Below are 22,993 nucleotides of genomic sequence, written 5' to 3'. Positions count from 1 at the left end.
GGCCCATGTACACGCTGCAATCACGAATCCCTCACGCAACCGCCGGACTTACGGGACGCACCACGGCAGGGCGTGCCAACACGAATGCCGCCACCGCTTCGGACAGCAGCGACGCCTGTCGCTGCATTGCCTGCGCCGCCGCCGAAGCCTCCTCCACCATCGCTGCGTTCTGCTGCGTGCTGCCGTCCATCTGCAACAGGGTCCTGCCTACCTGCTCGATGCCCATGCTCTGCTGCTGCGACGCAGCCGAGATGCTGGCGGTTATCGCAGTGACCTGCTCCACGCTGCTGACGATGCGGCGCATGGTAGCCCCCGCTTCGCCAACCTGGCGGCTACCGGCGTTGACCGTCTCCACAGACGACTCGATCAGTCGCTTGATCTGGCGGGCGGCATCGGCGCTGCGCTGGGCCAGCAGGCGCACTTCGCCCGCGACCACTGCGAAGCTGCGGCCCTGTTCGCCCGCACGCGCGGCTTCGACGGCAGCATTGAGCGCGAGGATGTTGGTCTGGAACGCGATCCCATCGATCACCCCGGTGATGTCGCCGATGTGCCGGGATGACTCGGCGATGTCGCGCATCGTGGTCACCACCTGCGCCACGGCCGCACCGCCCTGCCCCGCGATCGCAGCAGCGTCAACGGCCAACTGGTTGGCCTGCTGCGCCGAGTGCGCGTTCTCGCGCACCGTGGCGGTGAGCTCCTCCATGGACGATGCGGTTTCTTCAAGATGCGCCGCCTGGCGCTCCGTCCGCTCGGCCAGGTCACGGTTGCCGGCCACGATCTCGCCGGCCGCGCCATTGATTGCGGAAGTGGCATGCTGGATTCGGGCCACGATATCGGACAGCTGTGCCACGCTGGCGTTGGCATCATCGCGCATCTGCGCGAACACGCCTTGATGGTCACCCTGCATGCGGACGGCCAGGTCTCCGTGCGCCAGGCCTGAAAGCAGCGCCTGCAGCTCGGCGAGGTTGCCCTGGAAGGTGTCAAGCAGGCGATTGATGCTGACCGCCAGGGTCAGCACGAAGCCCTGCTTGTCGTTCACTCGGATGCGGGCCTGCAGCTGGCCCTGCGCGGCGGCATCCACCAGCGCGGCCACTTCGTTCTCCACCGTGGCTTCCAGCGCGCGGCTGCGCCATTCCACCGCTGCGCCCAACAGCTGATCGTGGTCGAGGATGGGGTTGAATGCCAGTTGATAACGGATTCCATCCTGTTCGATCTCGTGCGTGCCTGCGTGGCCGCACTGCAGCTGCGCCGCAACGCCCGAAAACACCGGATGCAGCAGCTGCGCCGGGCGTCCCTGCCACTGCCCGGGCGTGCAGCCGAGCGCGCTGCACAGCGCCTGGTTGATGAAACCGATGCGTCCGTCAGGCTCAAGCACCATCAATCCGGTCTGGGCACTGTCCAGCGCCTGTCGCGCACGGGTGTTGTCGCGCGCTGCCGCCCGCTCGGCCTCGATCCGCCCGCGCAGACGTTCGCGCATGTGCAGCAGGCGCTGGGCCAGCGTGCCGAATTCATCGTGCGGGTTATGCACGACCAGCACCGTATCCAGCCGGTCCTCGGCAATGTCTTCGGCGAAACGCAGTGTGTTGGCGATCGGGCGCTGTACCGCCTGCAGGGTCAGCAGCAGCGTGGCGATGAGCAATGCAGTCACCAGCAGCAGCGTGACCGCGAACACCACCGTCATCGCCCTGGCCTGTACCTGCAGGCGCCCACGCGCGCCGTCCAGCGCTCTTGCCTGCGCACGTTGCACCTGATCGAGCGACGGGGCGATCTGGGCAGCGGTGTCGGCCAGCGACTGTGCTTCCACGTCCAGCCCGACTCGAGCGGCGGTGTAACTGAGCAGTGCGCCCTGGTAGGCATCCATGCCGGCGCGAAGTGCGTCCTGCGCGGCTGCCGGCACCCCCGGCGCTGCCAGCGCCAGCTCGAACGGCAGCTTGGCTTCACTGGCACGGTCGGCGTGGGTGGAATCGCCGGTGAGCAGGAGCAGTGCCTCCTGTCGGCGGATCGCCTGCCACTGCGCGTCAAGCGCGGCACGTTGCAGAGGGCCCAACGCGGCCTCCATCCTGGTGGCCGAGGCCTCCAGCTGCGCGCGCAGCCCGGCTTCACCCCGGCCCATCTCATCCACACGTGCATTCAGCGCGTTGATGCCCTCGGCAAATTCACCGATGCGGTTGGCCAATGTACTCAGGGAAGCCCCATTGCCGTTGGCGACAGCGGCGCGCTGCAGGGCCTCCAGCGACACCTGAAGGCGCTGGCGTGCCCGCTGCAGCGCCTCGCGGTCGGCATCGTTGAAGCTCGCCGCGTAGCGGGTCTGCAGGCGACGGGCATCGGCCACCTGCGTACCGAGTGCCGCCATGAGGCTCGTCGCCTGCTGGTGCGTGGCGAAGGTGTCCGCCGCCCGCTCGCTGTTGTACCGTGTCCACGCGTACACCACGGCCACCAGCAGCAGGCCGGATGCACAGGCAACCAGACTGATCTTCAGCTTGCGCGCGACGCTGAGCCGGCGCAGGGGTTCAGCCCGGCGGGCAAGGGACGACAGCACACGGCGGGGGACGGCCAACATGACGCACTCCAGGCAGAAGGACGCCTCGATATCGGCTGCATCCGCCCGGGCTTTAGGGCCGGATCAGACAGCATCCCGCCCCGCCCTTGCATTGCGTACGTTGTAGTCGGCATTGAAGACGGCACGATGACGGTCGGGCTGTGCGGGAGGGCGCGCTTCCCGTGGACGACATCGCGACATGAGGGTCTGCTCCAGCCGGTAAGGCGCCGCTCAGGGTGCGGCGGCAGGCACCACGCACACCACGTGGGTGATGCCGTTGCGGAACATCTTTGCGTAGGGGCAGACACGTTCGGTGTTGCGCACCAGTTCGGCGGCCACGGCGGGCTCCAGCCCAGGCAGGAAGGCTTCCACCTCGGCCGACAGCAGGTACAGGCCGTCGATCGGATCACGCGAGAAGGTCACCGCCACCTCGATGCAGGCATCCGCCAACGCCAGTCCGGCACGGCTGGCCAGCAGGTTCATCGCGCCGTGGAAGCAGGCCGCGTAGCCGGCCGCCAGCAGCTGCTCGGGGTTGCTGCCACCGCCGGGTCCCCCCAGCGACAGCGGCAGGCGCAGCTCCAGCGCCAAGGCTCCATCGTCGGAGAGGACCACACCCGAAGCACGCCCGTGACCGGTCTCGCCGCCGGTTACGCGCACCCGTCCGGTGTAAAGCGGCCGCACCTCATCCCCTCGGTATCTGTCGAGAACGGCAGGCGACGGCGGCTTCAGGTCGGACATGGCGTATCCACGCAGTACAGGCAGGTGGGCAATCAGTTGCTGCGGCTCAGCCCTGACTGCTGCAGCCAGGCGTCGAAGCCCTGGCGGCCCAGCCAGGCCTGGCCGACCGGCACCAGCGTGTCGTCCTGCAGCTGCGCACCGAAGTAGGGTGCCTGCGCGTCGCCCACCACGTGGCGGGGGTCGTGGGTGCGATCCAGGAAGCGCTGCGCCAGCTCATCCATCCGGGTGCGCTCGGGACCGGCGATTTCCACCACGCCATTGATGGCCGGCTGCAGCGCTATGCTGGCGACCGCGTCGGCCACATCCTCGGCAGCAATCGGTTGAACCAGTGCGGTGGGCAGATGCAGCGCTTCGCCGGCAGATTGAATGATGCCGGGCAGGAATTCGAAGAACTGGGTGGAATGGATGATCGTGTAGGCGATGCCGGCGTCGCGGATCAGCCTCTCCTGCGCGATCTTGCCGCGGAAGTAGCCACTGGCCGCCAGCTTGTCCGTGCCCACTACCGAAAGCGCCACATGATGACGCACGCCAGCCCTGCTTTCAGCAGCCAGGATGTTGCGCCCGGCGGTCTGGAAGAAGTCCAGCACCGCCGCATCCTCGAACGACGGCGAGTTGGCCAGGTCGATGACCACGTCGGTGCCGGCCATGGCCGCGTCCAGGCCGTCGCCGCTGACGATGTCGATGCCGGTGGACGGTGCCGCGATGACAATGTCGTGGCCAGCCGCGCGCAGCCGGTCGACGACCTTGCTGCCAATGCGGCCGGTGCCGCCGATGATCAGGATTTTCATGTTCTTGCTCCAGGGGGGGCGAAGGAACCCCGGGCGCCGGGGCATGTGGCGATGCTAGGGAGGCCGCCACGGCAGCAGTAGGTCCGCCCGCGGACCCGCACTGTTGCCTCTCAGGCACCAATTGCGTTCACCGCCACGCACCCGCGTCGATGTCGCGCGCCGGCGCGCCGGCCTGCTGCACGCTCTCCCAATGGGTCACCACATCCAGATCCAGCGCGCGCACCTCGCTGGTGATGAAGTCGATGAACGCTCGGATGCGCTTGGGCAGCTGACGGCGGCTGAGGTAGCACAGGTAGTGCCCGCGATCGTCGGCGGCGTACTGGTCCAGGCAGCTGAGCGCCAGCCCGGCATCCAGCGCGTGGCGCACCTGGTAGTTCGGCAGCTGGGCCAGGCCCTGTCCCTGCAGCACCGCCTGCAGAACGAGCTCGGCGTCGTTGAACACCAGCGCCGACGCCGGTTCCACGCTGAGCGGCCGCCCTTCCACACGGAACTCCCATGGCTGCAGCCGCCCATTGGCCTGGCGTTGGCTGATGCAGGCGTGCGCGGACAGTTCACTCACGGTGGTCGGCAGGCCGTGCCGGGCCGCATAGTCCGGTGCGGCGCAGACCAGCAGCTGCATCGGGATCAGGTGCTTGGCAATGACCTCGCTGTCTTCCAGCACGCCGTCGCGGAAGGCCACATCGATCCGGTCAGCGGCCAGGTCCAGCGGGCGCTCCTCCAGTTGCAGCTCGAGCGTGACATCAGGGAAATGCGCGCGAAAAGCCGACAGCAGCGGCGCAATCACCTTGCGCCCGAACCCAGGTGTGGCACTCACCCGCAGATGCCCGCGTGGCGGCCCATCGCGCAGGTCACGCATTTCCTCCAGCGCCTGCAGGATGCGGTCCACGCCTGGTCGGCAGCCGTCGTGGAACAACTCGCCTTCGCGGGTGAGCGAGGTTGAACGGGTGGTGCGCAGGAACAGCCGCACGCCCAACTGGCCTTCCAGCTTCTGCACGCTGCGGCTGACCGCAGAGCGGCCAATGCCGAGCCGGTCAGCCGCGCGCGAGAAGCTGCCTTCATGGGCAACGGCAATGAAGGCCATCACCCCGGCGTAGCTGGCCGAGAATCCGGTGGTGAGTGGGTCGACACCGTCATCTACGGTGCCCGGGTCAGTCAAGGACATGCGGGCGGCGCTCCAAGGTGGCGCGCATGCGCGCGCAGGCAGGCATGAGCCGCTTCCAGCCGTTGCCTGCACTGGGCAGCAGGCAAGCCCAGCAACGGCATGAGCTCTTCGAGCGGGGCGCCGGCCACGTCATGCAACAACAGCAGCAGGCGGGCATCGGCAGGCAGCTCGGCCAGCGCAGACAGGAACGTGATCCACACCTGTTCGGCGGGAAGGGGCAGGCCTGCGGCATCGGCAATGAATGAGGTGCTCATGCAAGGCAGACGGGCCAGCGCACTGCGCTGTGACAGCCCCCATCGTCGGGATTGGTGCACAGCGCTCAACACCGTGCGTCCGCGTTGCCGGCTACCGCCACGATGGCCAGGCACCTAGCCTGCAGCGTCGACTCCCTCCTTCCCACTGCCAGGATCACCACCATGACCGCAAGGCGATTCCCCGTTCGCCCGGATGGCGGCGCACCGCCGCAGGCCGCCTCCGTGCGCCCGAGGCCATGGCAGCTGCACCGAGCGCGTCGGCATTGCTGCGGCCGTACTGAGTCGACGTAGCGTGGCCGAGGGGGGCAGCCTCCTGCTCAAGGCACTGTCCCTGCGCCGCGCGCTCGTGTTGAATGCCGCCATGGATACCTCACTCGACCACTTTACCCAGCTGCGCCCACGCGTCCTCGGCGTGGCCTACCGCATGCTGGGCTCCATGGCCGAGGCCGAAGATGTCGCACAGGAGGTGTGGCTGCGCTGGAACGGCACTGACCGCGACGCCATCGAGAACCTCGAAGCCTGGCTGGTCGCGACCACCACCCGTATCGCCATCGACGAGCTGCGCATGGCGCGCCGCACGCGCGAACACTATGTTGGCATCTGGCTGCCCGAGCCGGTTCTTACCGACGTTGCCAGCACGCCGGAGTTCCTGCACGAAGCGGCCAGCGATCTGTCCGTTGCCTTCCTTGCAGTACTGGAGCGGCTGGCGCCGGAGGCACGTGCCGCATTCCTGCTGCACGATGTGTTCGACCGCGATTATCCGGAGATCGCCCGCATCCTCGACAGGAGCGAAGCGGCCTGCCGGCAGATCGTGCACCGTGCGCGTGCGCGCCTGCGCGAGGAACGCCCACTGCACGCGGTACCGCACCGTACCCACCAGCAACTGCTGCAGGCCTTCACCGCTGCGCTGGACAAGGGCGACCTGAAAGCGATGATCGCGTTGCTGGATTCCTCCGCGCAGCTGATCGGCGACGGTGGCGGCGTGGTCAACAGCTTCCCAAGGCCGCTGCTTGGTGGCACGCGCATCGCCCGGCTGCTGTTCGCGCCGACCCTGCGGCACCGCGCCGCGCTGCGCATGCTGCCGGCGTTCTTCAACGGCCGGATGGGACTGCTGCGGTTCTTCGGCGATCAACTGGAGGCGGCGATGTCGTTCGAGACCGATGGCGAGCGCATCACGCAGGTGCTGGTGCAGCGCAACCCTTGCAAGCTGGTACGCATTGTCGCCCAGCAGACTGCGCCACTGTGCTGACGTGCGCCATCGCGGGGCTTGATGCCATCACGACGGGACCCCGGGCATGGTGCAGGTGTCACTGCCGGAACCTGCCATGCCCGTAGCCCGCACCGCCCCCGTCCTGCTGCCACCATCGCGGTGGCGTACGCTGCCGCGCAGCTTCTATCGTCGCCACCCCACCGAGGTGGCACCGGAGCTGCTCAACAAGCTGCTGGTCCGCGACGATGGCCGCGCCGGCCGCATCGTTGAGGTGGAAGCCTATGCCGGCGAGCAGGATCCGGCCGCACATTCCTTCCGGGGCATGACCGCACGCACGGCCAGCATGTTCGGCGAATGCGGCCATCTGTATGTGTACTTCACCTACGGCATGCATTGGGGCAGCAACGCCGTATGCGGTGAGGCCGGCCAGGGCTGGGGCGTTCTGCTGCGGGCGCTGGAACCGGTGCGCGGCGTGGCCCTGATCCGCGATGCGCGGCCGGCCATCCGCCGCGACCGCGAGCTGGCCAGTGGGCCAGGACGCCTGTCACAGGCAATGGGCATCGACAAGGCGCTGGATGGCGCTGACCTCGTCAGGAACGACCGCGGCATCCGGATCGTGTCCGATGGTATGCCGCCACCGGAGGATCCGGTGGTGGGTCCCCGCATCGGCATCAGCCGCGCCGTGGAGTTCCCATGGCGCTGGCATGTGCGCGGGCATGCGCACGTGTCCGGCCGGCGGTCGAAGGCGTAACGACCAGCGGTCGTTACCTACCGGGGCAGCGCACGGCCGTTGGTCGTGCCGTCCGCCTTCAGCAGCGGCAGCGGATCGTACGCGCCATCGGCACCGTAGATCCCCCAATGCAGATGCGGCGGCGTACCGGCTGCATTGCCACTGTCACCGACGTAGCCCAGCACCGTCCCTTCGCTGACCACCTCGCCTTCGGCCAGTCCCTCGCGCCAATCCTCAAGGTGGGCGTAGTAGTAGCGCTCGCGCGCCGGGCCCACCACCCAGACCTGACGGCCGCCCAGTCCACTGTCGCGCACCGCGACCACCACGCCTGGCGCTGCGCTCCGCACCGGCGTGCCGCGCTTGGCGAAGATATCCACCCCGGCATGGGTGCGGTCCCGTCCGCGTGGTGCGCCGAACGTGTCGGCGATGCGCCGGGCCGCCACGCCTTCCACCGGCACCGGCAAGGCGCTGGGCGCCGGCATGCGTGCCAGCTCCCACATGGCGCGTGGTGCCTTCAGCCACTCGCTGTTCCACAGCGTAAGCAGCGCAATGCCCAGCAGCACGGGCACTGCCAACCAGATGATCCAGCGGCGCAGGGCAATCGCCGGCGAACGCGGGCGGGCAGGTGCCGCGGTGGCGGTTTCGAACTCGGGTGTTGGTGGTGACGTCATCATCCCAGCATCGCAGATGGCGTGTACACGGCACCTGTACGCCGATGCCCCTGACCGCCATGACATACTCGGCGGGCAACCGGCGCGCCTTCGCCGCTCCCCCGCCAAGGCCGCGCATGTCCGCAACCGCTACCTGCCCCCGCTGCACCACGCAGTTCGACGGCCGCAAGGCACTTCTGGGCGGGGGCATCCAACCCTTCCATGCCCCGTTTGCCAGGCGCGATGTCGCCCTGCGGGTGCGCTGCCCTTACTGCCGCCACGAATTCGCCACCACCGACGTGCGCCTGTTCGGCGGCCGGCTGTCACTCAACGGCTACCGGTTGGTGGCCGTCGGCCTGCTGGTGGTCTGCGCGCTGCTGGTGATCTGCCTGCCACCGCGCTGACCGGACGCATCATGGCACTGGCACGGCGTCCGGGAACGACCAGCGTCCGTCAAGTATCTCGGCGCGCGGGCGGTACAGCCGCACCATGTAGTTCCAGCCCGGGGTCGTGGGCAGGCAGTTCGGCACCTGGCCATCACAGCCACCGAACTGGATGTCCACCGTTCCGTCTGCATTTTTCTTCGCGGTCAGGTTGTTGAGGGAATAGGCGTTCTGCGGGTTCTTGTCGTAGTAGCCCTTGGCGTTGTAAAGGCTCACCGACCAGAACCCATCCACCGGGACATCCGCCACGTGCAGGCGGTACACCGTCTTTCCATCATTGCCGGTCGGCGTCACGTTGAGGTAGATCGCTTCGCTGTCCGGGTTGCCCCCCCACGCTGTCGCAGCACCAATCAGCCGGCGTACCGGATCGGCCGTTTCGCGCGTGCCGAACATGCGGCGGGCATCCGGCAACGTCGACCCCAACGTCACCAGCGCATCCCGCACCTTGTCCTGGCTCACCGTGTCCCACCTGGGAACCTCGAAGCTGCCCGGGGCGGCCTGCTGGATCCTGATTGCGTCCTGCAGCGCATGCACCTTGGCCACATCGTCCGGATTGTTGGGATCCACCAGCGTGCGGAAGCCGACGACCACATAGCGGGTACCGTCCTTGCCTCGGCTCAGCGTGTAGGCGCCGGGCGTGTAGTTCACCTGGGTGGTGTACTGGTCCTCATCGATGACCTGCATGGACATGAAGCGATCACCGGCATCTGGAAGGGTGATGGTGACCGGTCCGGCATCCAGGTCGAACACCGCACTGGAATACAGCGTGTCCCGGTTCAACCGCACCACGGTCTGGTTGTCGATCGATGCCGGTTCGCGGTGATGGAAGAGCTTGCCCAGACCTCCTTCCTTCACCAGTGAAGCGAAGTAGCGGTCGGATTCTGCGCGTACGAAGTTGTCGGCGGTGACGGGGATGCTTCCTGGCGCCGGCGCGGGAGCCCCCGGCGCCGGCGCAGGTGTCGGCGTAGCGGGTCCAGGTGCGGTCGCCGGAGTCCCGGTCGCGGCAGGCGCGACGACGTCGGGTTCTCGTCGGCAGGCGGCCAGGGCCACGGTGACCGCCAGGACAGCCAAGGGGGCGAGGCGCATGTACGGCAGGGTGGCGTTGCTCACGTTGGAATCTCCGACCACGGGTGTTGGAGCGTAACAACGGTCGCCGGCACCAAAAAACAGTACTTCTACTGCGTTGATGAAGGCGGCGACTACAGGACTTTCCGCAACGTTGACATGTTGGGGGTGACCATCAGGGTACCCAAGTTTCCTGCGCAGCCCATGAGCACCCTAGCATCACCCCGTACAAGCAAGGTCATCCTGGTCGTCGAGGATGAGATCGAACTCTCCAGATTGTTCATTGAAGTCCTCAGTGGCGCAGGCTACACGGTCGTCCCGGCCTACTCGGTGACCGATGCGCTGTTCGCCCTGGCCGACCAACCTTTCGATGCGGCCATCCTGGATGTGGAGCTGCGCGACGGTGCGGTGTTCCCGGTGGCCGATCGCCTTGCAAGGCTGGGCACGCCCTATCTGTTCGCGTCCGCGGTTTACCTGCAGGCCATCCCGGCGGCACACAAAGCCATCCCGTTCGTTGCCAAGCCGTTCGAGGTAGACGAGCTGCTCGCGCATGTCGAGCGTGCCATCAAAACGGGCAAGGCCGCATAACCACCCGCTGCGAATACTAGACGACCGGTCTAATCGGGTGTACAGTGCGCTGCATGACACCGACCCCCGCCACCGACACCCTGGATGTCCGCGACAAGATCCTGGCCACCGGCCAGCGGATCATGGGCGGCAAAGGCTTCTCGGCCGTGGGGCTGAACGAAGTACTGACCGCTGCAGGCGTACCGAAAGGTTCGTTCTATCATTACTTCGGCTCCAAGGAGGCGTTCGGGGACGCGTTGCTGGAGGACTATTTCGCTGGGTACCTGTCCGAAATGGACCGCACCTTCAGCCAGCCCCGCCGAACCCGGGCGCAGCAGCTGGACGCCTATTTCAAGGCATGGATGGACAACCAGTCCTTCGAGGACTGCCAGGGCAGGTGCCTGGCAGTGAAGCTTGGCGCTGAAGTGGCCGATCTTTCCCAAAGCATGCGCGCAACGCTGCAGCGCGGTACCGCCGGCATCATCAGCCGCCTGGCAACGGTACTCGAAGCCGGTGCCCGGGAAGGCTCGCTGTCGTTCGCCGGCAATCCGCAGGCCATGGCGCAGAGTCTCTACGAGCTGTGGTTGGGCGCCAGCCTGATGGCGAAGATTGTCCGCAACCGCCAGCCGTTCGACAACGCATTGCGTACCAGCCACCACCTCATCCGCCCTGACTGACCGCAGCGGCGGATCCCTCACGCCCCGATGGGGTTTTTTTCACGCCGGCGTTCTAGACGACCGGTCTACTGTAAGCAACAAACCAACCAGGAGTGCCCCATGAATGTACTGATTGTCCTGACCTCCCACGATGAACTTGGCGCCACCGGCCGCAAGACCGGTTTCTGGCTGGAAGAGCTGGCCGCCCCCTATTACGCCTTCCAGGATGCCGGCGCGAAAATTACTCTGGCTTCGCCAAAGGGTGGGCAGCCGCCACTGGATCCCAAGAGCAACGAACCGGACTTCCAGACGGACCTGACCCGCCGGTTCGAGGCCGATGCCGCTGCCACCGCGCAGCTGGCCAACACCGTGCGGCTGGACAGCGTCTCGCAGGCCGATTTCGATACCGTGTTTTACCCCGGTGGCCACGGTCCGCTCTGGGACCTGGCTGAGGACCGCGACTCCATCGCGTTGATCGAGTCATTCATTGCCGCCAACAAACCGGTCGCCCTGGTCTGCCACGCGCCGGGCGTACTGCGCCACGTCAAGGCCGCCAATGGCAAGCCGCTGGTGGAAGGCAGGAAAGTAACCGGCTTCACCAACAGCGAAGAAGCCGGGGTCGGTCTCACCGACGTGGTGCCGTTCCTGGTCGAAGACACGCTGAAGGCGCTGGGCGGCGATTACTCGAAAGGCCCGGACTGGGGCTCGTACGTGGTCCGTGATGGCCTGCTGATCACCGGGCAGAATCCCGCTTCATCCGGTGAAACCGCGACGACGCTTCTCAACCAGCTGGCGCCTGCCAACGCCCGGTAACGCATGCACCGCGGCGAAGCAGCGCTTCGCCGCATCCGGTGTCCAGTAGTCAGCCTGTTGCACCCACGATTTCGCCATCTTCCTTGGTAAACGGCTGCGCGATGGGCGGCAGGATCTCCAGCACCACCTCGGACGGCCGGCACATGCGGGTACCGAGGTCGGTCTGCACCAGCGGTCGCTGGATCAGGATCGGGTGGGCCAGCATTGCATCCAGCAGGGCATCGTCGCTGAGTGAGGGGTCATCCAGGCCCAGTTCCAGATATTGGCTTTCCTTTGCCCGGATGGCACCGCGCACGCTCAAACCCGCAGCGGCGATCAGCTCGACCAGGCGTGCGCGGGTCGGCGGCGTGAGCAGGTATTCAATCACCTCCGGCTCGATCCCGGCGTGCCGGATCAAGGCCAGTGTATTGCGCGACGTGCCGCACCGGGGATTGTGGTAAATGACGGCGTTCATGCACTTTCCTCATTGAAAACAGGTTCAACGACACCAGCCGCGGCCGCCAGCGCGGCCGCTTCGGCTGCGCCTTTGCGCTCACTGTAGCGATCCACCAGGTAGTCACTGCGGCCGCGCACCAGCAGGGTGAATTTGACCAGCTCTTCCATCACATCCACAACGCGATCGTAATAGGCCGACGGCTTCATCCGCCCGTTCTCGTCGAACTCCTGCCAGGCTTTGGGCACCGAAGACTGGTTGGGGATGGTCACCATGCGCATCCAACGGCCCAGCACGCGCAGGGCGTTGACCACGTTGAACGACTGCGAGCCGCCGCAGACCTGCATCACGGCGAGCGTACGTCCCTGCGTCGGCCGCACGCTGCCTTCTTCCAGCGGCAGCCAGTCGATCTGGTTCTTGAATACCGCCGTCAGCGTGCCGTGCCGTTCCGGGCTGATCCAGACATGGCCCTCGGACCACAGTGACGCCTGGCGCAGTTCCTGCACTTTGGGATGGGTGGCCGGCACGGCGTCGAGCATCGGCAGTGCGTGCGGATCGAACAGCCGGGTTTCCGCGCCCAGGTGTTCCAGCAGCCGCTGCACCTCCAGCGCCAGCTTGCGGCTGAACGACTGCGGCCGCAGCGAGCCGTACAGGATGAGAATGCGCGGGCGGTGCGGCGGCACGGATCCCGCTTCAAGCGCGGCGACCGAAGGGATGTCCAACGCATCGGGGACCAGATTGGGGAACGCTTCCACGGCTTGTCCTGCCTCAATGTTTCCATTATTCTAGAATTATGGAACATAAGCGCGCAACCACTGCCCTGGCGGCCTTGAGCCACGTCACCCGCCTCTCCATTTTTCGTCTGCTGGTGCAGGCCGGCAGCACCGGCAAGCTGGCTGGCGATATCGCACAGGCCATGGGCCTGCCTGGCGCCACCCTGTCGTTCCATTTGAAGTCACTGTCTGCGGCTGGTCTGGTCACTGCCGAGCAGCGTGGCCGGGCCATCTGCTACCGGGCTGACTTCCAGTCGATGAACGCGCTGGTGGCTTACCTGACTGAAAACTGCTGCGCCGACGATCAGCCCGTTGATCGGCCCGGCTGCTGCTGAGGCCCTTGACGTGGACAACCAACGCCCCCGCCTCTCCTTCCTTGATCGCTATCTCACGTTGTGGATATTCGCGGCAATGGCCGTCGGCGTTGGGCTGGGTGCGACGTTTGACGGCATCCCGTCCGCCCTCAACCGTCTGTCGGTCGGTACCACCAATGTTCCGATCGCCATCGGCCTGATCCTGATGATGTACCCGCCGCTGGCCAAGGTGAAGTACGAAGCGCTGCCAGAGGTGTTTGCCGACAAGCGCGTGCTGGCGCTGTCGCTGGTGCAGAACTGGATCGTCGGGCCATTCCTGATGTTCGGCCTGGCGGTGCTGTTCCTGCACGACTCCCCCGAATACATGACCGGCCTGATCCTGATCGGATTGGCGCGCTGCATCGCCATGGTGCTGGTATGGAACCAGCTGGCCCGCGGCGACAGCCAGTACGTAGCCGGGCTGGTGGCCTTCAACTCGCTCTTCCAGATCGCGCTGTTCAGCGTGTACGCCTGGTTCTTCCTGTCCTGGCTGCCGCCGGTATTCGGCCTGCAGGGCAGCGTCATCGATGTCAGCATGTGGACCATTGCCGAGGCGGTGCTGATCTACCTGGGCATACCCTTCCTTGCCGGCTATCTCACGCGGCGCTGGCTGAAGGCGGCCAAGGGCACACAGTGGTATGAGCAGCGCTTCCTGCCCGCAATCAGCCCGATCACGCTGGTAGCGCTGCTGCTGACCATCGTGGCGATGTTCAGCCTGAAGGGCGGCGACGTGCTGCGTCTGCCGCTGGATGCGGTTCGCATCGCCATCCCGCTGACGCTGTACTTCATCATCCAGTTCGCCATCAGCTTCTTCATGGGCCGGTTGATCGCCAAGGACTATCCGCGCACCACCGCGATTGCGTTCACCGCTGCTGGCAACAACTTCGAGCTGGCCATCGCCGTGGCCATCGCCGCGTTCGGGCTGGCCTCGCCGGTGGCCTTCGCCGCCGTGATCGGACCCCTGGTGGAAGTACCGGTGCTGGTGCTGCTGGTGCAGGTGGCGCTGCGGTGGGGCAGCCGGTACTTTGCGGCTGGCACCCGCACGGGCGCGGCCATTTCCAGCGAGTGACAGCGCTCTACGCCGGCGCGTGATCAAAGCACTCGATCAACAAGTCGGTCAGCGCGCGCACCTTCAACGACGGGTGCTGGCCCGGCGGCCGGATGACGTAGATCCCGGCCGGTGGCGGTGGGTGGCGCGGCATCACCTGCACCAGCGCACCAGAATCCCGATGCTCCCGGGTCAGTCCGTCGGGCAGCCACGCGATGCCCAGCCCTGACAGCGCCGCCGCCAGCAGTGCCGTGCCGTTGTCGGCCTTGAAGCGTCCCCTCGGATGTACGGTGACCACCTTATCGCCGTCCATGAACTGCCACGGCTCAGTGCCCTGCATCAGCGCTTCGTGCGCGCCAAGTTCGTTCGGGCTTTGCGGCGACCCGTTCGCACTGACATAGTCGGGGCTGGCCACCAGCCGCCCGTACAGCGGGCCCACGCAGCGCGCGACCAGATTCGAATCCGGCAGGTAACCCACGCGCACGGCGCAGTCGAAGCCCTCTGCCACCATGTCCACGAAGCGGTCGCTGTAGGCCGCATGCACATGCAGCTGCGGATGACGCCGCGCCATTTCCGCGAACACCGACGCGAAATGCGTAGGCCCGAAGGTCAGCGGCGCGGCAATGCGCAGGCGGCCACGTAGCTCGCCATTGGGCAGGATCGCTTCCCGGGCTGCGTCCATCTCCGCACACGCGCGTGCGGCGTGCTCGCGGAACGTGGCGCCGGCTTCAGTGAGCGCCGCCCCACGCGTGGTGCGGGCGAGCAGTTGCACGCCCAGCTCCGCCTCCAGCCGGGCCAGCCGGCGGCTGACGATCGACTTGGTCACGCCCAGCCGGCGCGCCGCCGGGGATACGCCGCCGGCATCGGCCACGTCCACGAACGTCCGCAGATCTTCGATATCCACACTGCCCTCCCTGAGTCGCACTACAGCCTGACACGGCTAATGCCCATTCAGTGTTCCGGTTTCTGCGACACAGCTGGCCGCCTCACGCGGCTACCCCCCTATAGCCAGCGATGACAAGGTCTGGGTTCGCCCTACCCCGACCCATACAGGAAGATGCCATGACGTTCCGCAACGGCCTTGACTCGCTGCTCCGCCCCGAAGATTCCGTGCTTGTGCTCATCGATCATCAGCCCTACCAGCTGGCCAACCTCAACAGCCACGACCCGCAGGCGGTGGTGAACAATGCCACCGCGCTGGCCAAGACCGCCAAGGCGTTTGGCGTGCCCACCATCCTCACCAGCGTCATCGCAGAGCGCGGCGGCCTCATCTTCCCGCACATCACCGATGTGTTCCCCGGCCAGGAGGTGATCGACCGCACCTTCATCAACACCTGGGAAGACCGCAAGGTGGTGGACCGGGTCAAGGCCACCGGCCGCAGGCAGCTGGTCATAGCGGGCCTGTGGACCGAGATCTGCGTGGCCATGCCGGTCATCCAGGCACTGGGCGAAGGCTGGGACGTCACCGTCATCACCGATGCCTGCGGTGCGGTTTCGGTTGAAGCGCACCAGGTTGCCATCCAGCGCATGATCGCCGCCGGCGCCAACGTGATGACCTGGATCGCGCTGGCCGGCGAATGGCAGCGCGACTGGGCCCGCCTGGAGCACGTGGCCGAAGTGACCGACGTGTTCAAGCAGCACGCCGCCGGCAGCGGCATCGCCTACCTGTGGGAGCAGCAGCTGCTCAACACCCCGGTGCCTGCCCCCACCGCTTGACCAGCGAAGCGGGATTAGAGAGGCCTCATACCTGCGTATGAGGTCATCGAACCGGTGGACAGTCCGGCGCATACCGGGAGATGGCTGTGGGCCGCGATGCCTGCGTGGATAGTAGGGCTGCACCCGTTGCAGCCCCTTCCCACAGGAACGCCACCATGTCCGACATCATCATCACCGACCGCCAGCTCTCGTCCTCCGCCTACAGCGCCGTCATCAACGCGCCGATCGGGAGGGTGGACATCGCCGAGTGGCTGTTCAACCTGCCCGAAGCCGAGTACCAGCGCTGCTGTCCCCCGGACCATATCTCCGCCGGGAGCACCACGACCGATGATGGCCAGCGCATGTCGATCAACGTCGAGATGATCGGCAAGACCCTGATGGTGCAGCACTACGTGGCCGAGATCGCCACGCCCACCCTGTGCCGCATGGTCTCCACCTCCGATGCGTTCACGCCCAACGGCCGCACCCGCGTGCAGGTGATCTGGACGCTGAGCGTGAAGAAGATCGACGAGAACACGTGCGAGTACACCAACAGCGTGGTGGCCCACCCCACCCAGGCATTCCTCGATTTCATCGCCGAGCACGGCACACCGTTCGAGGAGGCCGCCGAAGCACGTCAGCGCGATGGGGGTGACCACAACGGCCGCGAGACGCCGCTGTTTGCCGCCAGCATCGAGCGGCGTGCACTGGGCAAGGCTGCCTGAAGGAGCAGGAAGGGCGCCCCCGAGCGGGAAACACGGCCACCCTGGTGGCCGTGCGCTCGATCAGACCCGCTTGACGGTCGATACGATCAAACGTTCCAGTTCAACCTCGGCGACCGCCTGCTCCACCGATCCGGCAGCGACCGCCTCGGACATCGACTCGGCGGCTCCAAGGATCGCCCAATAACCAGCCTCTGGCACGTCGCCCCCTGCTGCAAACCCGCCCAGCCATTCGGCGCACCTGGCAACGAAATCCTGTTGATAGCGCCGCTTTACTTCCATCAACTCCGGTGAACCCGCCAGCGCCGCCAGGATGCCCTGGATCTCACGGCCCTGCGACAACACGCAGGCGATGTAGCCCCCCGCAATCGCGCGCGCACGCTCCCGCAGCTGCGCCCTCGCCTTGCCGATGCGCTCTTCAAACACCGCCGTCTGGCGCTGGTCGTAGTCCTGGTACAACGCGGCCAACAGGCCGTTGCGGGTGACGAAGTGGTCGTAGGCCACCGGCTTGGTGACGCCTGCCGCTTCGGCCAGGCGCCCCAGCGAAAGTGCGTCGGTGCCTTCTTCGCCCACCAGCGCCCACGCCACATCCAGCAACTGGCGGGCGCGCTGCTCACGCGGCAGGCGGCGGCGGGGTGGCACGGGGCGGGCGGGCATCGGCAGGACGTCAGGCAGCAGCAGCAGAAGCTCCAATGGTACGACCGATGCCGGCGGCCGTACGCAGATGGGCCTCGGCGGCGCCGCTGTCTGATTCAAGCATCAGGGTGGACGACTGCACGCGCGCGCCGCAGTAGTCGAAGATGCCCATGTCGATCTGGGTCTTCATGGCGGAACCGTAGCCGCGTCGCTCGATCATGCCGGCATCCGCGCCGCCAAGGCCGACCAGATGCACCTGCAGGCGCTGCAGCTTCTTGGCTACCTTGCCGTCTTCACCGTATGCATAGGCCCAGCCCTGGGTGAACACCCGGTCGATCCAGCCCTTGAGCAGCGCCGGGAACGACCACCAGTACAACGGGTAGACCAGCACCAGCGCATCGGCGCGATCGATGCGGGCGTGTTCGGCCGCTACGTCGGCGGGTGCCGCCCCCGTCTGGCGGAACAGGGCATTGTCGGCCGAGTTGAATCGGGGGTCGAAGCCCTCCGCCGACAGATCGGCAATCTCGATGGTGTTGCCCCTGCTGGCGGCGAGGATGGCATCGCCGATGCGGTGGGCCACCGCGCGGGTGAGCGAAGCGGGTTCGGGGTGGGCTACTACGATCAGGCTGTGCATGGAAAAGATCCTTGGAAGACGTTACCTACTAAAAGTAACATCGGCCTTTCGGATCACCAGTGCCATGGACGGAACGCTGGAGTTGCATTACCCCTGCATGGTGACGCGCCTTGGACTTCACCCGACCTCAGCGCGCGGTTCAGCGGCCGTCGAGATGCGCCATCCCCTGCGTCCCAAGCGGTACGCCGCACATTCAAACGATCGATTGAAACAACCGTAACTTCGCCGAACTGGACACGATCCACCGGTTCCGCCAGACTCCGCCCTTTCCTGTTGCTTGGCTTCCATGGCGAAACTGCTGGTCCTGCATGGCCCCAACCTCAACCTGCTCGGTACGCGCGAGCCGGGCGTATATGGGCACACCACGCTGGCGCAGATCGACCAGGCCCTGCTGGCCCAGGCGCAGGGCGCCGGGCACGTGGTGGAAAGCCTGCAGTCCAACGCCGAGCACGTGCTGGTGGACCGGGTGCAGGCTGCCCGTACCGACGGTACCACCTTCATCCTGATCAACCCGGCCGCGTTCACCCACACCTCGGTCGCCCTGCGCGATGCGCTGGCGGCGGTGGACGTGCCGTTCATCGAAATCCACCTGTCCAACCCGCATGCCCGCGAACCGTTCCGCCAGCACAGCTACTTCAGCGACAAGGCGGTCGGCGTGATCTGCGGCTTTGGCGCCGACAGCTACCGCTACGCGATGGACGCGGCGCTGGTGCGGCTGGCCGCCACCTGACACCCCATTGACCCGAGCGCTCCGCGCTTCCCACCACACTGACATCAAACACCAGAGGCCCCTATGGATCTCCGCAAAATCAAGAAACTGATCGACCTGTTGGAAGAGTCGAACCTGGCCGAAATCGAAATCAAGGAAGGCGAAGAATCCGTCCGCCTGTCGCGCGCCCCGGTGTCGGGCTACGGCATGGTGCAGGCCCAGCCGCAGATGATGATGGCCCCGGCACCGGCCCAGCCGGTCGCGCAGGCGATGCCGATGCAGTCGCCGACCGAAGCCTCCACCGGCGGTACCGCCAAGCCGGCTGCTTCGCTGCCTGAAGGCCACGTGCTGCGCTCGCCGATGGTCGGCACGTTCTACACCTCGTCCGCGCCGGACAAGCCGGCCTTCGTCAGCATCGGCCAGCAGGTCAAGGCCGGCGAAACGCTGGCGATCATCGAAGCGATGAAGATGTTCAACCCGATCGAAGCCGATGCGTCCGGCACCATCGTGGCCATCCTGGCCGAAAACGGCCTTCCGGTCGAATTTGACCAGCCGCTGTTCGTGATCGGCTAAGGATCCGTCCATGCTCGACAAAGTCGTTATCGCCAACCGAGGGGAGATCGCGCTGCGCATCCTGCGCGCGTGCCACACCCTGGGCATCCGCACGGTGGCCGTGCATTCCACGGTCGACCGCAACCTCAAGCACGTGGCCATGGCCGACGAGTCGGTCTGCATTGGTCCGGCGCCGTCGCCGCAAAGTTACCTCAATATTCCGGCGCTGATCGCGGCGGCGGAAGTCACCGATGCCCAGGCCATCCACCCGGGTTACGGCTTCCTTTCGGAAAATGCCGATTTTGCCGAGCGCGTGGAGGAGTCCGGCTTCATCTTCATCGGCCCCAAGGCCGACACCATCCGCATGATGGGTGACAAGGTGGAAGCGATCCGCGCGATGAAGGCCGCCGGCGTGCCGTGCGTGCCCGGTTCGGGCGGGCCGCTGGGCGAGGACATCGTGGCCAACACCAAGATCGCGCGTGAGATCGGCTATCCGGTCATCATCAAGGCGGCCGGCGGCGGCGGCGGGCGCGGCATGCGCGTGGTGCATGCCGAGGCGTCGCTGAAGACCTCCATTGAAACCACCAAGAGCGAGGCCAAGGCCGCGTTCGGCAATGGTGAGGTCTACATGGAGAAGTTCCTGGAGAATCCGCGCCACGTGGAAATCCAGGTGCTGGCCGATGGCCAGGGCAACGCCATCCACCTGGGCGAGCGTGACTGCTCCATGCAGCGCCGCCACCAGAAGGTAGTGGAGGAAGCGCCGGCACCGGGCATCAGCGCCGAACAGCGCGAAGAAATCGGCAGGGTCTGCACCGAGGCGTGCGTGCGGATCGGGTATCGCGGTGCGGGCACCTTCGAGTTCCTGTACGAAGACGGCCGCTTCTATTTCATCGAAATGAACACCCGCATCCAGGTGGAGCACCCGGTCACCGAAATGGTGACCGGTATCGACCTGGTGGTGGAGCAGCTGAAGATCGCCGCCGGCCAAAAGCTCAGCATCAAGCAAAGCGATGTGGTGCTCACCGGCCATGCGATCGAGTGCCGCATCAACGCCGAAGATGCCGAAACCTTCGTGCCGAGCCCGGGTCAGATCACCGCGTTCCACCCCCCGGGCGGTCCGGGCGTGCGCGTGGATACGCACATCTATTCCGGCTACCGGGTGCCGTCGAATTACGACTCGATGATCGGCAAGCTGATCGTGCACGGACCGGATCGTGAAACCGCCATCGCGCGCATGCGGGTGGCGCTGAGCGAGATGGTGGTGGACGGGATCAAGACCAACGTGGCACTGCAGCAGCGGATCATGCGCGACAAGGGCTTCCAGGCCGGTGGGCAGAACATCCACTACCTGGAAAAGCGCTTGGCCGAGCGCAAGAACAAGTCGATCGCGTTGACCTGATCTGTTCGGTGGTGGGTTGAACGGGGAGGCGGGCATTGCCCGCCTTTCTGCTTTCCGGCGCTCTGCGTGGCTCGTTGTGGGTGGGTGATACCGCTGTACGTCGGCCAACCAACGGGCGGCGCCAGCCGGCAACGCGTTGTTCAATCGCGCAGCGGGTTGGCCAGCAGCGGCTGCGCGCCAAGTGTGCCCATGGCCTGCCGTGCGGCGCCCAGCTCTTCCAGGTGCAGCTCGCCAGCTGCCTTGGCGGTGACCTTGAACAGCACGTTGTTGCCGATCATGACCTGCGCTTCATCCTGTAGCGAGATCAGACCGGTGGGGTGGGCATGCTGGTGCATCAGCAGGCTTACCAGGGTAGTGGCCCCCTGGATGTTATTGCTGCTGGCTGCTGCGGCGGCATGGACGGCGCGTCCACGGTCACCGCTGGCTACCAGGAAGGTACGGGTGTAAAGCGTCTGGCCTTCCTGCAACCCGGCGAACTGCGCTGCATCCAGCGCCAGCGCGCTGTACACCCGGCCAGCATGCGGCGGAATACGCGCCAAGCCACGGTTGATGCGCGCCACGACCTGCTCCGAATCCCGGAACACCGGCTGCAGGCTCCCGTACTGCAGGTAATCGTCCATGGAACGGCGGCGCCAGGTGAGATAGCTGTGGATGGCGGCACGCTGCAGCTGACTCAACCGCAGCTGCCCGTTCTGCGCCACGGCGCTTTCGTACACCTGCGCCGCTTCCAGGCTGGGCATGCCGCGATATTCCACATTGAACTCGGCCTGGGTCATGAAGCGATGCTCCTGTACGGGGATTGCCTGGCGGATGTCGGCAATGCGATGCGCCGGTTGGGCCCGGTGAGGCAGGCGACCGGCACCCCGCCCGCGCGGGAGATACACCGAAATGCGCTGGGTGTGCTCGTCCACCTGACGCAGGCGCACGCGGAAGTAGCGTTCGTTGAACCGCAGGTAGTGGCGCAGGCGGTTGCCCCGGCGGCTCATATACCAGCCCGGCCGCCCCGCGTCGGGCACAATTCCCCGGAGACGCGCCTGGTGCTCGCCCAGCGCCTGCCCATGATGGGCCTCCAGTCGACGGGACAGCTCCGGCGAGAACTCCGGCGGCAGCGCGGCGCAGGCGTCGCCCGGTGCGCGGCGGCAGCGCAGTGTGCGGACGGGTCGGGGGGCCTGCTCGCGCAGCTGGTACACACCGTCGCGCTTGACCAGTTCCAGCGCACCGATGCGCAGGCCCAGGCCCTCGGTCAGCGTGGCGGCGTAATAGCGCCCATCCACGCATACGGCGTTGCCCGCCAGCTCCGTCGCCGGATCGGTGTAGTACAGGATGCCGTCGGGCCCCAGCAGGTCCAGGCGCAGCCGGGCATGTTCCATCGCCGCCTGCTGATGCACATGCCCGGCCACGTGATCGAACAACGGGATGGAGCTGCCCGGGCGACTCGCCCCGGACGCTGCCGGCCGTGCGGCCGGTGCGCGTTTCCACTGCCAATCGCCGGTATCGAACACCACATCGACGGCGCCACGGTCGGTGAGCACCTGCATCCGGCCCTCACTGATGGTGAGGTCGCGTTCAGCCCCCTCAAACCGCACCTGGATACGACCGTGGTGCAGCTCGGCGGTGGTCTGGCGGATCGTCATGCCGGTCCGCCGCGGCAGCGCCGGTGGCGCTTCATTCTCGCCGGAGCCACGCGATGACGGGGCGGCGGGCAAGAGCTCCTCAGTGTCCGGTCCTCCGCGTGCGCCGGGTTCGAATTCATGCAGGCCGCCCAGCGCCATCACTGCGTTGGTCAGTTCGTTTCGACCGAGTGGGCGATGTTCGAGCACGTCGGCGCCTGCATCGAGTACGACCGCCGCTTCCTGCATGCCAAGCACACTCCGCCCGCCCAGTACGGCGGCTTCGGCAACGGTGGAAATCGCATCCGCTACCTGCAGCAGCGCCCGGGTGCCGGTGCCCAGTGGCGGCGCGCAACGGACCCCTTCATGGCGCAGCCAGGCAGTGCGCGTATCACTGAACAGCTCGGTTACCGGGCTGCGCAGCAAACCGGCCACGCCGTGCAGCACGCCCGGCAGGGTCGGCGAGACAGCCACCGGAATGCAGTCGGGCGGGCGCGCGGGCAGCGGCCGCGCGGTGCTCAGGGGCAATCCTGCGGCATTGATCACCGTCAGCACCGCCGCCAGCGCCTGCATGGGCGTTTCAACACGGCGGATGGCGACGGGGTCCACCGGGTGCGGCAACGGAGCGGCGACAGGGGTGGTACGGGCGTGGAAGCGACCGGCGGCGTGCCAATGCGCTTCGGCGGTAGTGGGCATGGGCAACTCGCTGGAAAGGCGTGCCCGATGAAATCGGAACAGCCCCGCGCTGTCCAAGCGAAGATGCCTAATGAAAACCCGCCTGCGATAGGCGTGGCGCATCGTGGTAGTCAGCAGC

The 22,993-nt window shown here is 66.5% G+C and carries 26 protein-coding genes; 13 read left to right on the top strand and 13 right to left on the bottom strand.

Annotated elements, in window-relative coordinates:
* Positions 1 to 31 precede the first annotated feature (31 nt).
* The 5 genes from ACTJI4_RS01695 to ACTJI4_RS01675 form a co-directional block, all read right to left on the bottom strand.
* A complete protein-coding gene (locus tag ACTJI4_RS01695; RefSeq protein WP_440868345.1) occupies positions 32 to 2,560 on the bottom strand; it encodes a methyl-accepting chemotaxis protein in 2,529 nt (842 codons plus the stop codon).
* A gap of 210 nt (positions 2,561 to 2,770) precedes the next feature.
* A complete protein-coding gene (locus ACTJI4_RS01690; protein WP_440868344.1) occupies positions 2,771 to 3,277 on the bottom strand; it encodes an Ohr family peroxiredoxin in 507 nt (168 codons plus the stop codon).
* Between the two features lie 32 nt (positions 3,278 to 3,309).
* Positions 3,310 to 4,065 carry an SDR family oxidoreductase gene (locus ACTJI4_RS01685; RefSeq protein ID WP_392918801.1) on the bottom strand — a complete coding sequence of 252 codons (756 nt, stop codon included), beginning with the start codon at positions 4,063 to 4,065 and terminating at the stop codon, positions 3,310 to 3,312.
* A 127-nt stretch (positions 4,066 to 4,192) separates the two neighbouring features.
* A complete protein-coding gene (locus ACTJI4_RS01680) occupies positions 4,193 to 5,227 on the bottom strand; it encodes a LysR family transcriptional regulator (RefSeq protein WP_440868343.1) in 1,035 nt (344 codons plus the stop codon).
* On the bottom strand, positions 5,218 to 5,481 hold the full coding sequence (locus tag ACTJI4_RS01675; protein WP_392918807.1) for a transcriptional regulator: 264 nt from the start codon (positions 5,479 to 5,481) through the stop codon (positions 5,218 to 5,220). The genes ACTJI4_RS01680 and ACTJI4_RS01675 overlap by 10 nt, the downstream gene beginning before the upstream one ends.
* Before the next feature lie 361 nt (positions 5,482 to 5,842).
* Between ACTJI4_RS01675 and ACTJI4_RS01670 the strand changes: the two genes are divergently transcribed.
* Positions 5,843 to 6,730 carry an RNA polymerase sigma-70 factor gene (locus ACTJI4_RS01670; RefSeq protein ID WP_392918810.1) on the top strand — a complete coding sequence of 296 codons (888 nt, stop codon included), beginning with the start codon at positions 5,843 to 5,845 and terminating at the stop codon, positions 6,728 to 6,730.
* 76 nt (positions 6,731 to 6,806) lie between these two features.
* On the top strand, positions 6,807 to 7,442 hold the full coding sequence (locus tag ACTJI4_RS01665; protein WP_440868342.1) for a DNA-3-methyladenine glycosylase: 636 nt from the start codon (positions 6,807 to 6,809) through the stop codon (positions 7,440 to 7,442).
* A 17-nt stretch (positions 7,443 to 7,459) separates the two neighbouring features.
* On the opposite strand, the gene ACTJI4_RS01660 is transcribed toward ACTJI4_RS01665, so the two are convergent.
* Entirely contained in the window at positions 7,460 to 8,092 is a 633-nt protein-coding gene (locus ACTJI4_RS01660; protein WP_440868341.1) for a M23 family metallopeptidase, read from the bottom strand.
* Between the two features lie 116 nt (positions 8,093 to 8,208).
* Between ACTJI4_RS01660 and ACTJI4_RS01655 the strand changes: the two genes are divergently transcribed.
* The gene (locus ACTJI4_RS01655; protein WP_392918818.1) at positions 8,209 to 8,475 is read left to right on the top strand and encodes a hypothetical protein; all 267 of its coding nucleotides are present in this window, start codon (positions 8,209 to 8,211) and stop codon (positions 8,473 to 8,475) included.
* Between the two features lie 9 nt (positions 8,476 to 8,484).
* Here ACTJI4_RS01655 and ACTJI4_RS01650 read toward each other — a convergent pair whose 3' ends face one another.
* The gene (locus tag ACTJI4_RS01650) at positions 8,485 to 9,624 is read right to left on the bottom strand and encodes a DUF1254 domain-containing protein (protein WP_440868340.1); all 1,140 of its coding nucleotides are present in this window, start codon (positions 9,622 to 9,624) and stop codon (positions 8,485 to 8,487) included.
* A gap of 159 nt (positions 9,625 to 9,783) precedes the next feature.
* Between ACTJI4_RS01650 and ACTJI4_RS01645 the strand changes: the two genes are divergently transcribed.
* From ACTJI4_RS01645 to ACTJI4_RS01635, 3 genes are all read left to right on the top strand, one after another.
* Entirely contained in the window at positions 9,784 to 10,167 is a 384-nt protein-coding gene (locus ACTJI4_RS01645) for a response regulator (protein ID WP_440868339.1), read from the top strand.
* A gap of 53 nt (positions 10,168 to 10,220) precedes the next feature.
* Complete coding sequence (locus tag ACTJI4_RS01640) at positions 10,221 to 10,823, top strand: TetR/AcrR family transcriptional regulator (RefSeq protein WP_440868338.1); 603 nt, start codon at positions 10,221 to 10,223, stop codon at positions 10,821 to 10,823.
* A 99-nt stretch (positions 10,824 to 10,922) separates the two neighbouring features.
* The gene (locus ACTJI4_RS01635; protein WP_392918829.1) at positions 10,923 to 11,615 is read left to right on the top strand and encodes a type 1 glutamine amidotransferase domain-containing protein; all 693 of its coding nucleotides are present in this window, start codon (positions 10,923 to 10,925) and stop codon (positions 11,613 to 11,615) included.
* Positions 11,616 to 11,664: 49 nt separating this feature from the next.
* On the opposite strand, the gene arsC is transcribed toward ACTJI4_RS01635, so the two are convergent.
* Together arsC and arsH are read right to left on the bottom strand one after the other, a co-directional pair.
* On the bottom strand, positions 11,665 to 12,069 hold the full coding sequence (gene arsC, locus ACTJI4_RS01630; RefSeq protein ID WP_440868337.1) for an arsenate reductase (glutaredoxin): 405 nt from the start codon (positions 12,067 to 12,069) through the stop codon (positions 11,665 to 11,667).
* Positions 12,066 to 12,803 carry an arsenical resistance protein ArsH gene (arsH, locus tag ACTJI4_RS01625; protein WP_392918835.1) on the bottom strand — a complete coding sequence of 246 codons (738 nt, stop codon included), beginning with the start codon at positions 12,801 to 12,803 and terminating at the stop codon, positions 12,066 to 12,068. The genes arsC and arsH overlap by 4 nt, the downstream gene beginning before the upstream one ends.
* 38 nt (positions 12,804 to 12,841) lie before the next feature.
* Between arsH and ACTJI4_RS01620 the strand changes: the two genes are divergently transcribed.
* Both ACTJI4_RS01620 and arsB read left to right on the top strand, forming a co-directional pair.
* Positions 12,842 to 13,156: an ArsR/SmtB family transcription factor gene (locus ACTJI4_RS01620; protein ID WP_392918838.1), complete on the top strand. Its 315-nt coding sequence runs from the start codon at positions 12,842 to 12,844 to the stop codon at positions 13,154 to 13,156.
* Positions 13,157 to 13,166: 10 nt separating this feature from the next.
* On the top strand, positions 13,167 to 14,243 hold the full coding sequence (gene arsB, locus ACTJI4_RS01615) for an ACR3 family arsenite efflux transporter (RefSeq protein WP_440868336.1): 1,077 nt from the start codon (positions 13,167 to 13,169) through the stop codon (positions 14,241 to 14,243).
* 7 nt (positions 14,244 to 14,250) lie between these two features.
* Here the strand turns inward: arsB and ACTJI4_RS01610 are convergent, their stop codons facing one another.
* Complete coding sequence (locus ACTJI4_RS01610; protein WP_440868335.1) at positions 14,251 to 15,126, bottom strand: LysR family transcriptional regulator; 876 nt, start codon at positions 15,124 to 15,126, stop codon at positions 14,251 to 14,253.
* Positions 15,127 to 15,284: 158 nt separating this feature from the next.
* On the opposite strand from ACTJI4_RS01610, the gene ACTJI4_RS01605 reads away from it, so the two are divergent.
* On the top strand, positions 15,285 to 15,938 hold the full coding sequence (locus ACTJI4_RS01605; protein ID WP_392918847.1) for a hydrolase: 654 nt from the start codon (positions 15,285 to 15,287) through the stop codon (positions 15,936 to 15,938).
* A gap of 155 nt (positions 15,939 to 16,093) precedes the next feature.
* Positions 16,094 to 16,642: a hypothetical protein gene (locus ACTJI4_RS01600; protein WP_440868334.1), complete on the top strand. Its 549-nt coding sequence runs from the start codon at positions 16,094 to 16,096 to the stop codon at positions 16,640 to 16,642.
* Between the two features lie 60 nt (positions 16,643 to 16,702).
* Here ACTJI4_RS01600 and ACTJI4_RS01595 read toward each other — a convergent pair whose 3' ends face one another.
* Together ACTJI4_RS01595 and ACTJI4_RS01590 are read right to left on the bottom strand one after the other, a co-directional pair.
* Positions 16,703 to 17,296, bottom strand: a complete 594-nt coding sequence (locus ACTJI4_RS01595) for a TetR/AcrR family transcriptional regulator (protein ID WP_440868333.1) — start codon at positions 17,294 to 17,296, stop codon at positions 16,703 to 16,705.
* 10 nt (positions 17,297 to 17,306) lie between these two features.
* On the bottom strand, positions 17,307 to 17,909 hold the full coding sequence (locus ACTJI4_RS01590) for an NAD(P)H-dependent oxidoreductase (protein WP_440868332.1): 603 nt from the start codon (positions 17,907 to 17,909) through the stop codon (positions 17,307 to 17,309).
* A gap of 286 nt (positions 17,910 to 18,195) precedes the next feature.
* Between ACTJI4_RS01590 and aroQ the strand changes: the two genes are divergently transcribed.
* The 3 genes from aroQ to accC all read left to right on the top strand — a co-directional run bounded on the left by aroQ (position 18,196) and on the right by accC (position 20,569).
* Entirely contained in the window at positions 18,196 to 18,639 is a 444-nt protein-coding gene (aroQ, locus tag ACTJI4_RS01585; RefSeq protein ID WP_392922879.1) for a type II 3-dehydroquinate dehydratase, read from the top strand.
* 63 nt (positions 18,640 to 18,702) lie between these two features.
* Positions 18,703 to 19,191 carry an acetyl-CoA carboxylase biotin carboxyl carrier protein gene (accB, locus tag ACTJI4_RS01580; protein ID WP_392922877.1) on the top strand — a complete coding sequence of 163 codons (489 nt, stop codon included), beginning with the start codon at positions 18,703 to 18,705 and terminating at the stop codon, positions 19,189 to 19,191.
* A gap of 10 nt (positions 19,192 to 19,201) precedes the next feature.
* On the top strand, positions 19,202 to 20,569 hold the full coding sequence (accC, locus tag ACTJI4_RS01575) for an acetyl-CoA carboxylase biotin carboxylase subunit (RefSeq protein WP_440868331.1): 1,368 nt from the start codon (positions 19,202 to 19,204) through the stop codon (positions 20,567 to 20,569).
* 140 nt (positions 20,570 to 20,709) lie between these two features.
* Here the strand turns inward: accC and ACTJI4_RS01570 are convergent, their stop codons facing one another.
* Complete coding sequence (locus ACTJI4_RS01570; RefSeq protein ID WP_440868330.1) at positions 20,710 to 22,875, bottom strand: hypothetical protein; 2,166 nt, start codon at positions 22,873 to 22,875, stop codon at positions 20,710 to 20,712.
* Positions 22,876 to 22,993: the final 118 nt, after the last annotated feature.

Origin of the sequence: Stenotrophomonas sp. 22385 (genome assembly GCF_052045085.1) — a bacterium.
Classification (GTDB): domain Bacteria; phylum Pseudomonadota; class Gammaproteobacteria; order Xanthomonadales; family Xanthomonadaceae; genus Stenotrophomonas.
Note: the sequence above shows the minus strand (reverse complement) of the source record. Positions and strands in the feature narration are given on the sequence as shown.

What these genes read in the sequence shown, in the direction of transcription:
- ACTJI4_RS01655 (WP_392918818.1), top strand. Translation starts at nt 8,209, where the DNA reads ATGTCCGCAACCGCTACCTGCCCCCGCTGCACCACGCAGTTCGACGGC.
- ACTJI4_RS01675 (WP_392918807.1), bottom strand. Translation starts at nt 5,481, where the DNA reads ATGAGCACCTCATTCATTGCCGATGCCGCAGGCCTGCCCCTTCCCGCC.
- ACTJI4_RS01695 (WP_440868345.1), bottom strand. Translation starts at nt 2,560, where the DNA reads ATGTTGGCCGTCCCCCGCCGTGTGCTGTCGTCCCTTGCCCGCCGGGCT.
- ACTJI4_RS01605 (WP_392918847.1), top strand. Translation starts at nt 15,285, where the DNA reads ATGACGTTCCGCAACGGCCTTGACTCGCTGCTCCGCCCCGAAGATTCC.
- ACTJI4_RS01680 (WP_440868343.1), bottom strand. Translation starts at nt 5,227, where the DNA reads ATGTCCTTGACTGACCCGGGCACCGTAGATGACGGTGTCGACCCACTC.
- accB (WP_392922877.1), top strand. Translation starts at nt 18,703, where the DNA reads ATGGATCTCCGCAAAATCAAGAAACTGATCGACCTGTTGGAAGAGTCG.
- ACTJI4_RS01665 (WP_440868342.1), top strand. Translation starts at nt 6,807, where the DNA reads ATGCCCGTAGCCCGCACCGCCCCCGTCCTGCTGCCACCATCGCGGTGG.
- ACTJI4_RS01645 (WP_440868339.1), top strand. Translation starts at nt 9,784, where the DNA reads ATGAGCACCCTAGCATCACCCCGTACAAGCAAGGTCATCCTGGTCGTC.
- ACTJI4_RS01685 (WP_392918801.1), bottom strand. Translation starts at nt 4,065, where the DNA reads ATGAAAATCCTGATCATCGGCGGCACCGGCCGCATTGGCAGCAAGGTC.
- accC (WP_440868331.1), top strand. Translation starts at nt 19,202, where the DNA reads ATGCTCGACAAAGTCGTTATCGCCAACCGAGGGGAGATCGCGCTGCGC.
- ACTJI4_RS01595 (WP_440868333.1), bottom strand. Translation starts at nt 17,296, where the DNA reads ATGCCCGCCCGCCCCGTGCCACCCCGCCGCCGCCTGCCGCGTGAGCAG.
- ACTJI4_RS01590 (WP_440868332.1), bottom strand. Translation starts at nt 17,909, where the DNA reads ATGCACAGCCTGATCGTAGTAGCCCACCCCGAACCCGCTTCGCTCACC.
- ACTJI4_RS01640 (WP_440868338.1), top strand. Translation starts at nt 10,221, where the DNA reads ATGACACCGACCCCCGCCACCGACACCCTGGATGTCCGCGACAAGATC.
- ACTJI4_RS01670 (WP_392918810.1), top strand. Translation starts at nt 5,843, where the DNA reads ATGGATACCTCACTCGACCACTTTACCCAGCTGCGCCCACGCGTCCTC.
- ACTJI4_RS01660 (WP_440868341.1), bottom strand. Translation starts at nt 8,092, where the DNA reads ATGACGTCACCACCAACACCCGAGTTCGAAACCGCCACCGCGGCACCT.
- ACTJI4_RS01635 (WP_392918829.1), top strand. Translation starts at nt 10,923, where the DNA reads ATGAATGTACTGATTGTCCTGACCTCCCACGATGAACTTGGCGCCACC.
- ACTJI4_RS01690 (WP_440868344.1), bottom strand. Translation starts at nt 3,277, where the DNA reads ATGTCCGACCTGAAGCCGCCGTCGCCTGCCGTTCTCGACAGATACCGA.
- ACTJI4_RS01570 (WP_440868330.1), bottom strand. Translation starts at nt 22,875, where the DNA reads ATGCCCACTACCGCCGAAGCGCATTGGCACGCCGCCGGTCGCTTCCAC.
- arsC (WP_440868337.1), bottom strand. Translation starts at nt 12,069, where the DNA reads ATGAACGCCGTCATTTACCACAATCCCCGGTGCGGCACGTCGCGCAAT.
- ACTJI4_RS01620 (WP_392918838.1), top strand. Translation starts at nt 12,842, where the DNA reads ATGGAACATAAGCGCGCAACCACTGCCCTGGCGGCCTTGAGCCACGTC.
- aroQ (WP_392922879.1), top strand. Translation starts at nt 18,196, where the DNA reads ATGGCGAAACTGCTGGTCCTGCATGGCCCCAACCTCAACCTGCTCGGT.
- ACTJI4_RS01600 (WP_440868334.1), top strand. Translation starts at nt 16,094, where the DNA reads ATGTCCGACATCATCATCACCGACCGCCAGCTCTCGTCCTCCGCCTAC.